This is a genomic window from uncultured Marivirga sp. (assembly GCF_963974845.1).
Taxonomy (GTDB): Bacteria; Bacteroidota; Bacteroidia; order Cytophagales; family Cyclobacteriaceae; genus Marivirga; species Marivirga harenae.
Window position 1 is genome coordinate 1 of record NZ_CAXBEQ010000013.1, and the last position, 15,733, is coordinate 15,733.

12 protein-coding genes are annotated in these 15,733 nt (G+C 36.7%); 6 read left to right on the forward strand and 6 right to left on the reverse strand.

The annotated features are described in order from the left end of the window. The 6 genes from AAC601_RS18485 to AAC601_RS18510 form a co-directional block, all read left to right on the forward strand. Window positions 1-3,867, forward strand: a 3,867-nt coding sequence (locus AAC601_RS18485) for a gliding motility-associated C-terminal domain-containing protein (protein WP_340154074.1), incomplete at its 5' end; no start/stop codon positions are given. A gap of 88 nt (window positions 3,868-3,955) precedes the next feature. Continuing rightward, window positions 3,956-4,513 (forward strand): hypothetical protein, encoded by a 558-nt coding sequence (locus tag AAC601_RS18490; RefSeq protein ID WP_303268463.1) that lies wholly within the window; start codon window positions 3,956-3,958, stop codon window positions 4,511-4,513. A 68-nt stretch (window positions 4,514-4,581) separates the two neighbouring features. Continuing rightward, on the forward strand, window positions 4,582-5,199 hold the full coding sequence (locus AAC601_RS18495) for a hypothetical protein (protein ID WP_340154075.1): 618 nt from the start codon (window positions 4,582-4,584) through the stop codon (window positions 5,197-5,199). Then, window positions 5,196-5,492 carry a transcriptional regulator gene (locus AAC601_RS18500; RefSeq protein WP_303268465.1) on the forward strand — a complete coding sequence of 99 codons (297 nt, stop codon included), beginning with the start codon at window positions 5,196-5,198 and terminating at the stop codon, window positions 5,490-5,492. Before AAC601_RS18495 ends, AAC601_RS18500 begins: the two co-directional genes overlap by 4 nt. A 53-nt stretch (window positions 5,493-5,545) precedes the next feature. Then, window positions 5,546-6,904 (forward strand): cell envelope integrity protein CreD, encoded by a 1,359-nt coding sequence (gene creD / locus AAC601_RS18505; protein WP_303268466.1) that lies wholly within the window; start codon window positions 5,546-5,548, stop codon window positions 6,902-6,904. Continuing rightward, window positions 6,901-7,617 carry a DoxX family protein gene (locus tag AAC601_RS18510; RefSeq protein ID WP_340154076.1) on the forward strand — a complete coding sequence of 239 codons (717 nt, stop codon included), beginning with the start codon at window positions 6,901-6,903 and terminating at the stop codon, window positions 7,615-7,617. The genes creD and AAC601_RS18510 overlap by 4 nt, the downstream gene beginning before the upstream one ends. A gap of 253 nt (window positions 7,618-7,870) precedes the next feature. On the opposite strand, the gene AAC601_RS18515 is transcribed toward AAC601_RS18510, so the two are convergent. From AAC601_RS18515 to AAC601_RS18540, 6 genes are all read right to left on the reverse strand, one after another. Beyond that, complete coding sequence (locus tag AAC601_RS18515; RefSeq protein WP_340154077.1) at window positions 7,871-8,716, reverse strand: 1,4-dihydroxy-2-naphthoyl-CoA synthase; 846 nt, start codon at window positions 8,714-8,716, stop codon at window positions 7,871-7,873. Continuing rightward, a complete protein-coding gene (gene menD, locus AAC601_RS18520; RefSeq protein ID WP_340154078.1) occupies window positions 8,713-10,398 on the reverse strand; it encodes a 2-succinyl-5-enolpyruvyl-6-hydroxy-3-cyclohexene-1-carboxylic-acid synthase in 1,686 nt (561 codons plus the stop codon). The genes AAC601_RS18515 and menD overlap by 4 nt, the downstream gene beginning before the upstream one ends. A gap of 14 nt (window positions 10,399-10,412) precedes the next feature. After that, window positions 10,413-11,234 (reverse strand): DUF3108 domain-containing protein, encoded by an 822-nt coding sequence (locus AAC601_RS18525; RefSeq protein WP_340154079.1) that lies wholly within the window; start codon window positions 11,232-11,234, stop codon window positions 10,413-10,415. Between the two features lie 41 nt (window positions 11,235-11,275). Further along, a complete protein-coding gene (locus AAC601_RS18530) occupies window positions 11,276-11,980 on the reverse strand; it encodes a hypothetical protein (protein ID WP_303268474.1) in 705 nt (234 codons plus the stop codon). Between the two features lie 103 nt (window positions 11,981-12,083). Then, window positions 12,084-13,235 (reverse strand): PepSY-associated TM helix domain-containing protein, encoded by a 1,152-nt coding sequence (locus tag AAC601_RS18535; RefSeq protein WP_303268475.1) that lies wholly within the window; start codon window positions 13,233-13,235, stop codon window positions 12,084-12,086. 97 nt (window positions 13,236-13,332) lie between these two features. After that, complete coding sequence (locus tag AAC601_RS18540; RefSeq protein ID WP_340154080.1) at window positions 13,333-15,708, reverse strand: TonB-dependent receptor; 2,376 nt, start codon at window positions 15,706-15,708, stop codon at window positions 13,333-13,335. Window positions 15,709-15,733: the final 25 nt, after the last annotated feature.

The following is a 15,733-nucleotide window of genomic DNA, read 5'->3' on the forward strand; positions in this document are numbered from 1 at the left end:
CCGAATGCGGGAGTATTCACAGGCACGAACGGAGCAGCCTGTAACGATTCGGCCTTTGATTTAACGACTTTATTGGACGGCAGTCAGGATGCAGGCGGAAGCTGGTCAGATGATGACACAAGTGGCGCTACGATCACGGGTAATACTGGAGACTTCGCAGGAGTAGCTTCAGGAACCTATAACTTCACTTATATTGTAAATGGCTCGGGGAGCTGTACAAATGCTACAGAGACAATTACTGTGGATGTTGGGAGTCTTGAAATAGATGATGTTGTCACTCAGCCAGCTTCTTGTGGGGCAGAAGGTACAGTTGAGTTGAATGTTTTAAACGGATCTGCAGACTTAGTAAAGTGGACTGATGAAAATGATAATGATGTCACTGGAACAGATCCGTTATCATTTTCAGCAACAGCAGGAACTTATACCTTGCTCGTAAATGATAATACTACGAATTGCCAGTTTACTAAAACATATAATCTGGTTGACCCAGCACCATTTACAGTGGATGCTGTAGTTAGTAATCAAACTGAATGTAATCTTGATAATGGAAGTATAGATATTACCATTAATTCTGGTTCTGGCAGTGAAACTTTCCAATGGACAGGTCCTGGAATTGATGCTTCAAATGAAAATAATGAAGATCAGCAGGATTTAACACCTGGAGATTATTCTGTTGTAGTTACCGATAATGGATGTACTGTTACTGAAAATTATACTGTGGATCCAGTAGAATCAATTAGTGCTACTTTAAGTAGTGAACTTGCTTCATGCGGTTCTTCTGATGGCACGATTTCAGTAAGAGTGGCTCAAATTGGAAGTAATACATATGATGTAGTATTGAAAGACTCTTCTGGTGAAGTTTTAATTGATTCTTTGGGAATAGACGTTGCGAACGATTCTGTTGTATTTGCAGGACTGTTTCAAGCCTCCTACAGAGTTATAGTAACTGATAATGTTACCGCTTGCTCTGATAGCTTAAATATAGTTGTTAATGAGGATGCCCCATTTATACCAAATGTATCTAGTGTTACCAATATTCAGAATTGTGGAGATTTGGGCAGTATTAGTATTACTTTTGCAGATGCAAATGAGCCAACTTCATATGCGTGGGTAAATGAAGCAGGGGATCCGGTAGGAAACGATTCTCCTGATCTTAATGGGGTAGAGGCAGGTTTGTATACGGTGACCTTATCGGATGCGAATTGCACAGTTGTTATTAGTGACATCGAAATCACCCAACCAGCAGAATGCGATTACGATTGCGAAGACTTCAGAGTTACTCCAATTACGGAAGCTGCAACTTGCTTGGGAGTGGATGATGGAAAAATGTTTTTCTTATTACGAGATGTTAATGAGAGTTCTCCTGAATTGAATTTTGATATTAAGCCGACTGGTACAGATGATTCGCTTTATCATAGATTTACAGTGACCAACATCGGACAAGGGTTGATTGTAGAAATAGACACCACCTTTGCTACCGGAAGCTATACTGTTGTTGCATCTGATCCGAATTTGGATTGCACTGCTGATACTGTAAACATTAATATTGGGACCAAAACTACACTGTCAGCTACTATTGATATAGAACAACCAACTTGCACCATTTCTACTGGTTCAATATCAGCAAGTATAGCAGGAACGACAGATTCTTTTAAATACATACTGTATTTCGATGGTGACTCTTTAACATCAAATATGACTGGTGTTTTTGCTGACTTGGAAGAAGGTGATTATGAGATCGAATTTAATAACCAAAGTGCTAACTCATGCGGGCTATCTAATCGGACTTTTACAATTGAAAATACCGCTGTTGTAGATCAAAGTGCTGTGGACATAAATGTATCGAATCCAGATTGCGGAGAAGTATTTGGATCAATAGCCGTAAGCCTAAATAATTTACCAAGCAATTATGAATTTATTTTGGTAGATGGAAATGATGAGGAAGTAGCTCGAAATTCAACTGGTATATTCAATGATGTAGCTGAAGGAACATATGTTGTACAGTTCGAAAATGTTGTTGACCCAGGAGCTTGTCCAATCGCTGATAGAGGTGGAATTGTAATCGAAAATGACGGTTCCTTTTCTGCAGTTGCAAGTGAAGTTGAGAACATAGTTTGTTTCGGTGATAATACTGGTTCTGCAATAATTACGCTGGAAGGAATATCAACAGGATTCTATTCTTTAGATAACGGACAACTATGGACTGAGTTTACTTCAGGAAATAGAATCAGTGGACTACCAGCTGTGAATAATCTCTTGGTAAGTGATGAGCCTGGAACCTCTGATTGTGAGTTATCGGTAGCTGTGGGTATTGAGTATTTAAGTCAACCAATTACTTTGGATGGAAGCATTGAATTGATTACGCAAGCTAGTTGCACAGTTTCTGAACAAGTAGGTGAGATTAATGTTCCTGCTGTTTCTGGAGGGGTTGCTCCATATGAATTTTCGATTGACGGCAAGGTAGTAGAATTAGATGCTGATCGCAATATTGGAGGTCTTGCTAGAAATGTAAACCAATTGACCATCACTGATGATACAGGGTGTAGCGAAAACTTTGATATTCGATCTATTGTTTCACCAAATGAGGTTAGGGCAGTGGTAACTGAAATCAATCCTAATAATAATTGTACTGATGATCCAGAAGGTATTTTAGTTGTAATTGATGAAGCCACAATTGATAATGTGCCTGGGCCATATAACTTAATTCTTAATAGAGTTAACGAGACGACTACATCCGAATATGTTTTAGATATTAATACGAATGGAAGTAGGGAATTCCTAATATCTCAGTTTAATATTGACGAAAATATTCCTTTTATTAAAGGAGCAAGATATAGATGGACTGTACGAGCAGTTGATAATGATCAAGCCTGTTCTGCAGATAATTTTGTGACTATAAACGGTGGAGCAATTATTCCAACCTTTGATATTGAAGCAAGTGATGTTGCTTGTTTCCAAGAATCAGGATCTATAGAATTATTCAATATTATTGCTGATGAAACTATTCAATTATTTATTGAGGTTTATGAAGGTAATGATGTGGATCCTACTGAAACGTTTACTCTTAATTCAATACCAGAAAGTAGAAGATTTGTGATCGACCAAAGTATTTATGGTATGATGACTCGTGGCGATTATATAGTGAAGTTGTCGCAGCAACCAAGTAATTGTAGCAGCACAATTGAATCTGAAAACGCTAGCGTATTCATTGATGCTCCAGTTGCACAATTAAATGTAGAATTGGTTCCTGAACCTAATTTACCGCCTGGCATTGAGAGAGAAAGAACGGATATGAATCCTATGCCAACTACTAGACCGGATAGGGCAAATGGGTCCATAAGCATCAGGCTGGTTGAACCAATTTCTGGTGCAAATGGATATTCTGCTCAGATATTCTTGTTGACTCCATTAGGAGGTAATAATAGCTCTGATTATGTGATACCGACTGAACCTATTGAATTCGATGCGGACAGGACAATAACCTTTGCGAATTTATTACCAGGTATTTATGAAATTGAATATTATGATTCATTTGGATGTGGTTTGGATGGCAATAGGTTAGTTTTTGATGGGGAAGGTTCTTCGGATATCACGGTTGATTTCGATAGAAGTCCGTTTATTCCGAATGTTTTCACGCCAAATAATGACGGTAAAAATGATGAATTTAGAATTCTCAACCTACCTGATAATGGCGCTGAACTAATTGTAACTAATAGGACGGGAACAATAGTTTATAGAGATAGTAATTACCGATCAAGTAACCTTTGGGATGGTGGTGATAATCCTGACGGGATATATTTCTACCAATTAACAGTAGATGGAAATGTTCAATCTGGATGGGTAGAAATCATCAGAGGAAAAAGATAATTATTTGAAATACTAATGCGAAGGAATGCCAGCTCTTTTAGGGCTGGCATTTTTTATAATAAGGGACTTTAACTTTCGTTCGTAGTTCATGAAAATTAAGTTAGTAATCGTTCTTTGTCTTTTTAGCTTTAGCGTAGTAGCTCAAAAATATGGAACAGCGATCGGTCCTCGGATTGGGGAATCAAGATTTGGAATAAGTGTTAAACAAAGAATTCTCCCAAGCTTTACCGCAGAAGCAATGACAGAGTTGCAATCTGATGCCTATCAATTTACAATACTTCCTAAATACCACTTACCGATTACCGGTGAGGGTTTAAATATCTTTTTCGGTGCAGGGGCTCATATAGGAGGCCTAAAAGAATTTGGAGCAACTTATGGTTATGATCTGATGGGTGGAATCGAGTGGAAAATTCCGGCTTTGCCTTTAGTAATTGGGGCTGACGTTAAACCAGCTTATCATATTAACCATGAAGACTGGTTTGAATTTCCAGCAACTGTATCGGTGCATTATGTTTTTTCTAAGGAAACCAAAGCGAAAAGGAAGAAACAAAGGGCGAAAAGAAAGAAGAGAAAGGAAAGACGCGAAAGGAGAGAAGAAAGAAGAGAGAAAAGACAGGAGTGGTGGAATGATTTTAGGAATATTTAAAAGTTTTTAATGGTTTTGTCTTGCATTTTTAGATTATTTCAATGTACTTTGAAATACAAAGTATAAATATGGATCAACAGAAGTATATTCAAGACATTAAAGAAATTAGAGAAATGATGGATCGCTCTGGTCGATTTATTTCTCTTAGCGGTATTTCAGGAGTGGTAGCAGGAATCATTGCTTTAGTTTCTGCTTTTATAGCTTATCATTACATCTATTTAGACACCGATTACTACAGCTTTAAAGTGATTTACTTATCTCCTCAAACAATTCAGGACATATTTTTATTGGCCCTGACCACACTTATCTTATCCATTGGTTCTGTTATAGTACTGACTCACAGGACGAGCAAAAAGAAAGGTCAGCACCTTTTGAATAAGCATGCTAAATTAGTTTTGATAAACTTAGGAATCCCATTATTTACAGGAGGCATGGTTTGTATTATTTTAATTATTAATGGCTACATAGGTGTAATAGCACCACTTACTTTAATTTTCTATGGATTGGCATTGATTAATGCGAGTAAGTACACTTTGGATGATATTAGAAGCTTAGGGATTGCGCAAATCATTTTAGGGTTGATAGGTCTATACTTTATTGGTTATGGCCTAGTTCTTTGGGCGCTAGGTTTTGGGATCTTACATATTATTTACGGTATTATAATGCGTTTGAAGTACGGATCGTGAAGGAGATACTAAATAAATTGGATAAGGCATTTGAAAATAAAGTGCGCTTAGGGATTATGTCTGCTTTGATGGTAAATGACAAAATGGACTTTGTATCATTAAAAGATTTACTAGGTGTGACTGATGGCAATTTAGCTAGTCATTTGAAAAATCTTGAAAAAAAAGAATTTGTGGGTTTCGAGAAAGAATTTGTGGATAGAAAACCAAATACGACCTACAAAGCCACTGAACTTGGTATTAGGGCATTTAAGGCTCACATAAATGCAATTGAAAAATTATTAAGTAATAAATAAATTTTTTTTACACTTAGACTTTGAATTACAAAGTACTCTTAATATGAAAAAATTTGGAAAAAGAAAATAGTCTATTCGAAAAAGTGAGCACTTGGCTCAGAAATTCAGTGATGTTGAAACTCTTAACGATTACTATTCTGATGCTACTTTTGCTGATTCCTTCAGCTATGATTCAAGATGTGATTAGCGAAAGACAAAACTTGCAGCAAGAAGCCATTAGCGAGGTCAGCAGTAAATGGGCCAACAGCCAAGAGTTAAATGGCCCAATATTAACCATTCCACTTTTGTATGAATTTGAGAAAGACGATAAAATGGTGGAGACTATTGTTTATCAATATGTTTTACCTCAAGCATTAAATATTAATGGTATTTTAAAACCTCAAAAATTAAGAAGAGGGATTTATGAAGTGGTGGTTTATGATTCAGATTTAAAAGTGAACGGAACATTTAATATGGATATTAGCTTTGATGAAAATCATTTAAAGGAAATTCAATACGAGAAGGCATTTTTAACCATTGGATTTTCTGATTTACGAGGGATCAGTAATAATATCAATTTCAAATGGGGAAATGAAAACTTAAAAGTAGAGTCTGGTAGTAAAATCACCGATTTGGTCAGTTCTGGCATTACCATTTATCCAAAAGCCATCAAATCGCAATTAGGAAATTCGATTGATTTTGATTTCTCAGTGGATTTGCAAGGAAGTCAAGACTTAACTTTTGTTCCGGTAGGAGGGACGACTCAAGTTAATTTGCAGTCGGAGTGGTCATCTCCAAGTTTCAAAGGAAATTTCTTACCCAAAAATAGAGAGGTAGATGAAGCGGGCTTTACAGCTCACTGGAATGTGTTGGAATTAAATAGAAATTACCCGCAATCATGGTCGGGAAGAATTATGAAAGATAAAATGGACGCATCTGCCTTTGGGGTAAACTTGTTGAATGAAGTAGATGATTACAAGAAATCGCAACGCTCAGCTAAGTATTCAGTGATGACCATTGCACTCACATTCTTGGTTTTCTTTTTAGTGGAAGTGATTAATAAAAAAAGGATTCATCCCTTCCAGTATATTTTGGTAGGCTTGGCTCTATGCTTATTCTATGTTTTGTTGGTATCCATATCGGAACATTCCAATTTTGATTTGGCTTATGCTATATCAACTTTTGGCATTGTAGGTATGATTTCATTTTATGCTTTATACATTATTAAAGCTCGTAATTTGGTGATTATTCTGGTGTTGACTTTGATAGGGATTTATGGTTTTGTATATGTCACCCTGCAATTAGCGGATTATTCTTTACTTATAGGCAGTATTGGATTGCTCATTATTTTAGGACTAACGATGTTTTTCACTAGAAAAATTGATTGGTATAATTTTCAATCTTCTAGTCAAGAAAAATTTGTTGAGCAATGAGTAAGTTATCAAAATTTGAGCAATACTATCTGAACGCTAAAAGCAATAGATGGTATTGGTTGTTTTCAGTATTCTGCAGAGTTTCATTGGCTTATGCATTCATTGTGGCAGGAGGAATTAAGATCATTGGGGAACGCTTTGCAAGTGGGTTGTCAGTTTTACACCCGATGGGTGCATATCTTGAGGCATTACATCAAACAGGATATTATTATACCTTTATAGGATACGCTCAAATCATTGCAGCTGTTTTATTATTAATACCTAGAACAGTGGTTTTAGGTGCGATGCTTTATTTTCCAATCATCTTAAATATATGTATGCTGTCGCTAGCAGTGAGATTTGAAGGTTCTTTTGTGACATCCCCACTAATGGTGCTCGCAAATCTTTTTCTGTTAGTATGGCACTACGATAAGCTAAAATTTCTTTTACCCTTCAAGAATTATCTTGATGTTACTACAGCTAGAAAGCCTAAGAAGTATAGTAATAAATTCCCAATTGTTTTCTTTTTAAGCGTTCTTGTTACCGTAGCACTTATCGTTTCAATTTCTCTTTTTGGTTTTGATGCAATGCCTAGAAATTCTAGTTCAGATTGTCAAAAGCAATTTGTCAATACTGAAAATGAGCGTTGGGGATTTAGTTTTTGTGATTGTATCCATAATGAGGGGAGGTCTTTAGACGATTGTCTAGAGCAGTATGATATCTCAAAATTGTGAATACTTATATGCAGTCTCTCTCACTACTAGCTTTTGGCTAGTGGATACTACTAACCCCTCTAACTGTGTTTAACTATGCTGTGAAAATGGATTTAAAAGGATCAAGTGGTTATTCCCTTCCGGAGGCATAGGTAATAATCAGTAGCGGGACGTTAGCGATCGTGGATGAATGGAAATAAAAATGGTCTTAGCAGCTTCGTTAAGACCTTTTATCTTAAATCTTGTATCTAGAATCTAGATTCTAGGTTCTTATTCAATTACTCACCCTCTTAAACTGCTCAAAATCAGGCTTCCTTTTTTCCAAAAATGCATTTCTGCCTTCTTTGGCTTCTTCTGTCATATACGCTAATCTGGTCGCTTCTCCTGCAAATACTTGCTGTCCCACCATGCCGTCATCGGTGGCATTGAAGGCAAACTTCAACATTCTGATAGACAAAGGGGATTTGCTCAATACTTCTTGTGCCCAATCAAATGCAGTATCTTCTAATTCTGCATGAGGCACTACGGCATTGACCATTCCCATATCAAAAGCTTCTTGAGCGGAATAATTTCTTCCTAAAAAGAAGATTTCACGGGCTCTTTTTTGTCCGACCATTTTAGCCAAGTAGGCTGAACCGTAACCACCATCAAAGCTAGTTACGTCTGCATCAGTTTGTTTGAAAATGGCATGTTCTTTACTAGCCAAAGTCATATCGCAAACCACATGCAAGCTATGACCGCCACCTACTGCCCAACCTGGAACTACGGCAATGACCACTTTCGGCATAAAGCGAATCAATCTTTGTACTTCCAAAATATTTAGACGTGCAACTCCATCGTCTCCAACATAACCCTGTTCTCCTCTGGCTTTTTGGTCTCCGCCACTACAAAAGGCATATTTTCCATCCTTTGGAGAAGGTCCTTCGGCAGATAACAAAACAACGCCTATATCATCATCTTCACGGGCATGCAATAAGGCATCGAAAAGTTCAGCTGTTGTTTTTGGTCTAAATGCATTACGTACTTCCGGGCGATTGAAAGCAATTCTAGCTACATGATTAGCTTTTTTATAAGTGATGTCGGTATATTCTTTTACCGTTGTCCAGTTAATTTTACTCATGATATCAATTGATTTTTAAAGTCTTCGAATATTTTTTGGTTGGTTTTACTATCAGTTTTTATTTCTATGATGGCGGAATGGGGATAATGCACAAACTTATCCCGTATTGTATTAAAGCTTTCTAAATTATGAGCCGAAAAATGAGCGATGCCAAATTCGCTGCACAGGCTTTTGGCTTCAAGTCTTTGCTCTGTTTCAAAAAACTCTTCCAGTTCAGCTTGCTCTTTTGGTCCTTTAATCATTCTGAAAATGGAACCTCCGTGATTGTTGAGTAAGATGATTTTCAAATTTGGATAAGGATATTTATGCCAAAATGCATTGCGGTCATAAAAAAATGCTACATCACCCGTGATGAGAAAATGACTTTGATCTGGGTGTGCTATGGCATGACCAATCGCAGTGCTTGTAGAGCCATCGATTCCACTCGTCCCTCTATTGGCCCAAACCTTAATATCTCTCTGTGATTTCAAACCAATATAATTAGCATAGCGCACACTTAAGCTATTCGCTAAATGTAAATGACTTCCTGCTGGTAGATTTTTCATCAGTTCCTGCAATGCAGAGAATTCACTAAAAGCCTGATTTGCTAAAAACGATTGCGTTTTACTTTCTGCTTGCAGATTTTTATCCTGCCACAGTTTTAAAAATTCAGCTGATGAACTTTTATTTATATGCTCTAAGAACGCAGTCGGTTCCGTTTCAACTTGTCCAGTTAACGACTGAAATGGATCAGCAATAAAAGCATGATGCGCTCTTACCTGCCATTGTTCTTTTACATTTTTTCGAAGGAATAATTTCAAGTTCTTGGAAATAATACTTTTTCCGAAGCTGATAATTAAATCGGGGATTTCTTCCTCTTTTGAGTCCTTAAGCATTTTCATACAAATGCTATCAGGTAAATTGATTGCATTATTCAATTGGTAGCCATTGGAAATGATATCTGCGAAAACAGGGATATTTAGCTTTTTTGATACTTGATTAAGCGCGTCCAAAAAGTCTTTATGATAATCATCTTGCCCTAATAAAAAAGCAATCTTTTCCTTTGACTTTAATTCTTGTTGGAGTTTCTCGATTTGGCTTTTTGTCAAGCACTTTTCTCCAATGACACTTTTTATGATTTTAACATTGCTGTCGTAGTTCCAATTCTTAGTTTGCTCGGGATAAAATGGTTCGCGAAAAGGGATATTAATATGGACAGGACCATTGATTCCACTTTTGCTTTCCAAAATGGCTTCATTAATAATTCTATAAGTTTGCCATTTCGCATCAGCGTGCGATAAATCAATAGCAATATTATAACTGTTCTTGATATGCTTCCCGTAAATATTTTCTTGTCGGATGGTTTGTCCATCCCACTGATCAATCCATTCAGGTGGTCGGTCTGCAGTGATCACTACTAATGGAATTTCTTGAAAATAAGCTTCCGCTACCGCAGGTGCATAGTTCAATGAAGCAGAACCTGAAGTACAAATTAAAGCAACTGGATTTCCCTCAGCTTGTGCCATTCCCACTCCAATAAATGCTGCTGAGCGCTCATCACTAATGGAAAAGCATTGGATTTTAGGATGACGGGCAAAAGCTAAAGTTAAGGGAGCATTTCGGCTTCCAGGGGAAATAATGGCTTTTTCAATTCCTTGCTGGTGACAAATTTCCGCTATATAATTGATAATGTCTTGTTGCATAATTTGGATGCAATTTAAGGATTGAGCGGAGTAATCTCACCATATTTTAATCCTTTTGTGCTTTTCAAAAATGCTTTTACCCAGCCCACCTGAATTTTAGCCTGCACTTTCAACGGGATTTTGTTTTTATCGTCAGAAACCCAGACGGTCATATCTTCTCCACCATCGAAAATGGTACCTTCTACCAGTAAAGCGCTGAATTTTATGGTGCTATAGACCTTTTCATCAGGCATTTCCAGTTTTTCTTTGCCTAAATACCTGACAAAAAGGTTATATACTTTTCCATTAACAATGAGGTTGAAGGGTATTTTTTGGTCTTTTTTAAAACCGCTAAAATCTAGATTTCTTGCATAGTAGATAGCAGATAAGACGTCCCATATACAATCATCATAAGAGACGTTTTTCTTCATGGTTTCAGTTTCATCAGAATTATAAACTTCTGCGCTAATGTTTTTTTGCTCAGTATCAAACCAATATTTATTACTGACTTTATAACTGCCTTCTTTGGTATTTCTATGGAAATAAAGTGGTTTTAATTGTTCTTGAGTGCCTATCGCATCAAAAGTATCTCGAACCTTATAAACCCAATCCCATTTCGGCATAGAGCGACCATACCCTTTAAACCAATGGGCATCATAGCCTTCCCATTTTGCCTCTTCCACTGCAAACATAACTTCACCCGCATCTACCCAAATCACGCCCCAATTGTATTTGACATCATACCACAATTCTTCTCCTGCTTTATAAGCGGTGGTTTGATCTAGGCATTGCGCAAAAGCTAATTTAGATGTACTTAGGCATGCTAGGAAGTAAAGTAGGAAAAGGTATTTATTCATATAAGCAATAAACGATTTAAAAGTATATTGTTAGATTATTTTCACGATAATTCATCCTTATTTTCATCTTGCGGAATTTGATAGCCAATTTTTCGGCTTATCATTAGTTGTATGGGTTTTTCATGTCTCCTTAATTTTAAGGAATTACCTAATAATTCAATTTTAGATTGCCACATAAAGCTGTCGTAGGGAGTAAGTCTGTAGAATTTAATTTTATTTTGCTTACAGTATAAATCCAGACAAAAGTTAGCGATAGCATGAAGTTTCCAGCCTGAACTTCCATTTCCTCCGAAATAACCAGGCTCATCTGCCTTATTCAATAACTTTTCTGCAAGTGGATTAGTCCAGATTTCATGAGTTAGACCACCTTTAAAGGCTTCTTTTTCTTTCGACCGACAAAAGGTCTTCCATTTTTGCAGATCAAAAAACGGGATATCTTGATAAAAGCTGTTTCGTAGAGTTTTGAGTCTGTAGCGATTGAAATGATATTCTGGCTCGAAAAATAAATGATAATCAGTCGGCTGAAGGTTTAGCAAATCAAAGGAAAAGATTAGATTCTTTTCCAAGAAAGAAGTCCATTTAAGCTCCAATTCTTCTGCTAATTCCTCAAAATAGTGGGGATACTGTTGATGTAGTTTTTTAAACTCAATGTCCACTCTCAAAAAGTCAGTTCTGAGGTCTATCTTTTCAAGATATTGTTGCAGTGGGTTGATTAGCTTATTTTGGATAACTGATATCGTTGCCATTTGGCAAAAATATAAAAAGCAATGAAGGGGGGAAGGCATAAAGGATTATTTTTATGCCCGGCCACCTTAAGGACTAGTAAAAAAGTTCTACCTAATTTTCTTATCAGGCTTGAGCTAGTTCTCTGTTCTTAATTCTTTTTTTCTTTTTCTTCTTCTTTTTAAATTTTCTCCCATACCACAGTAAAAAACCTGTTACCGGTAAAGAAGCAACCGTTAAACTTGCTAAAAATGTAATTATTTTTCCTGGTAAACCGGCAATTGCTCCTATATGGGTATCGTAATTCATTCGTATTAATTTATCTGGAATATTGGCTTGCTTGTACTTGTTGTAATAAGTGCCAGATGGAACCTCTTCAAAAGTGTATTGATCGAAAAACACGAAGTCAGAATTATAGAATACTCCATCCTCATTTGAAATTTCCACATAAATGGTGGATGAGTTTGAATGAGGAAGATGAATTTCATAGTCCATAGCATTAGGATATTCTTTCTGTAATTTTTCCAATAGTTGGTCTATGGATTTAGGTGCATTAGTAGATTGACGTTTGGAACCATCGGGAATGAGGAATGTAGCTTCTTTCTGGCCGCCCATTGCCCGGTAAACGGCTTTATTTACGATGGGGAAAGCCATTATTAACCCAGTTAGAATAAAAATTAAGGCGAATATGCTCACATAGAAACCAAAAATGCTGTGGAGATCAAAGTTTTTTCTTTTCCATTTAGTGGTGGATTTCCAATCAAATTTGAATCGTTGCTTTTTATTCTTTTTATTTCTTGGCCACCAAAGGTAAATTCCGCTAATGACTAATAGTAAGAATATAACAGTGGACCATTTTACAATTTGAGTTCCGATGGCTTCTGGCAACCATAGATGTATGTGGCCATCCAAGACAAAAGCAAAGAAGCCAGTTAAATGGTTTTCAGTTTTAAGAATAGTGCCCTGAATAGGGTGAATAAATACAGAGCTATAAAAAAGAGGTTCAGCTTGGTAAAATATGGCTTCAATCGGTTCTGATGTGTCATCGTAGAGAATGCCATGTATTAATTTGTTGGGATATACAGTATGTGCAATTTTTTCTGCTTCAGTAATGCTGAGGAAATCATCATTCGATTTTTCAATAGTAATTTCTTCTTGGGTGATGGCTTTTATTTCTTCTCTAAAAACCCACAGGCATCCTGTAATGGCAACTATAAATACAACCATGCCTGATCCTAAGCCTAAAATGAGATGAATTTTATTTGTTATCTTCTTCATTTATTTTCTTTCAATGATTAAGAAACCAGAATAGCCCAGGGTTATTCCCGGGCTATTGGTTTCGCGTTACTGAATATTTTTAAGAGTTTGCAAGAAATCAGAACTTGAAATTTAAACTCAAGGAATAATTCCTTAAGTTTTGGGGCGTTACCGTTGACCATCCTGAGAAATATTGCTCATCCATAATGTTATTGACTTTTAAAATAACATCATATTGGAAGGTAGAATAGGATAGAGAAGCATTGAAAATCTGATAAGCAGGAAGCGTGAAAGTTCCAGTACCAGCTCTATTTAGGGTTTTATATTCGCTGGCTATATTCCCTCCAAAACCAAGGCCCAATCCTTTGAAATCTCCATTAGGGATGCTATAACTAGCCCAAAAATTGATCAACTCTGCCGGCCCAGCTTCTTCAGGCCTTAGTCCCAAATAGCCTGAAGCTTCATAATCTTTGGTTACTTCACTTTCATTATTGCTGTAACCAGCAATTAGATTTAGACCATTTACTGGATTTGCGGTCAGACTCAGTTCATAGCCTTTGCTCACTACTTCACCTCCCTGTATAGAATTATTAATATTTTCTGGATCAGTCATTAATCTGTTGGCTACCGTAATATGATAATAGCTAGCTGTCGCACTTACTCTGTTGTTAAAGAAATTAGATTTTATTCCTCCTTCATACTGATTGGCATTTTCGGGATCAAAAGTCTTTAGTCTCGGGTTGGAGCCATCAGCATTAGCTACCTGCTGTGGAGCCACATTGCTAAATCCGTTCATATAGTTGCCGAAAACCGACAGCTTATCTTGAAGCACCTGATAGACTATACCGAACTTTGGTGATACTGCGTATTGCTGTTCGATTTCTTCTCCTGAATAAATCGAAGGCTTACCACCAAAGCGATCCAAACGAACGCTAGCCATAGCGGATAGGGCAGGAGTAATGTTGATTACGTTAGAAATGTAAGCGCTCATCACCTCATTGGAAGCACTGTTAATACCACTATAGCTTTCTTCCAAAAGCGCATCTGTTCCTGCTTGAGTTAATATGCCAGTATCTTCCTGTGTCTGAATGTTTATGGTTCCGTTTTGAACATAAGCAGAGCTATTATCTGTTAATTCTGAATTGAAATAATCTAGACCAATCACTATTCTATTCCTCAAACCTCCAATTTTGAAATCGCCTAAAAAGTTTTGTTGAATATCAGTTGTATTAGTTTCACTGTTTCTTTTAGAAATGTATCTGGCAAAACTCTCACCATCTGTTAAATCCCATAAGTAGTGATAGAATCCCTTAGCTTTGGTATTGCTTCTTGAGACTACAGTTTGTGAAGTCCAGTTATCAGAAATTTCATATAATGCCTGAGCTTGCAATCCGAATGAGGGATTTCGGATAGTTAAATCATTAGAATTGAAAGAACGTGAATAGGCATCTTGAAATACATTAATGTTATCATAAGATAACTCAGCTCCTCTATTCAAGAAAAGCATTGGATTATTGGCACTTTCGCTTTGTAAGAATTCTGTATTAAGTAAGAAAGTCAATTTTTCACTCGGCTGAAATTTAAAAGAAGGCGCAATAAAAAATGATTCGCTAAAGCCTGCATCCTGAAATGAATTTTGCTTGTTGTATGCCATGTTTACTCTAGCAAAAGCTTGCTCAGAGATTTTAGTATTCACATCAGTTGCAATTCTATTCAAACCATTGCTTCCGGTTATGTAGTTGATTGAACCCCCAAATGATTCATATGGCTGTTTGGTCGTAATATTGATTAAACCACCATAAGAAATCACAGGACTACCAAAAAGTGTTCCCGATGGTCCTTTAATGATATCGATAGATTCTACATTGGCAGGGTCAAGTCCAGCATTATTGATTGCAGGCATACCGTTAACTAAAGTAGGTTGCACCGAAAACCCTCTCATAGAATAGAATTCTGCTCCATCTCCACCTCTTCCAGTAGATTCCCATAGACGGGTGACACCAGTCGCATTTTTCAAGGCATCATTCATATTGGTAACTACCTGTTCTTTTAAAATAGTTTTAGGGATAGAATTATATACCTGTGGATTTTCGATGTCTTTTAAAGGAAGTTTCGAAACAATAAAACTACTATCACGGTGAAATTTATTTTTCTGTGTATAAGTCACAGTGATTTCATCCATTTGAAGTGCATCATCTTTGAGCGTGAAATTGATCTTCAAATGCTCATTTTCCTGAATATTAATTTTTCTTTCTGCCGACTGGTATCCGACAAAGGAGCTAATAAGTGTATATCTCCCTGGTGTGAAAGTAGTTATAGAATAATTTCCATTCTGATCTGTAACAGCTCCGGAATTTATTTCTTTCAATACCACATTGACAAATTCAATAGGAGACCCATCAGGATTTGTAACAGTGCCTGAAATTGTGCTTTGCTGGGCGAAAGCTGACTGCAGACCGATTAATAAAAATATCGGGAGTAAAAATCTATTCATTTTATATCTATATTTAGATTGATTA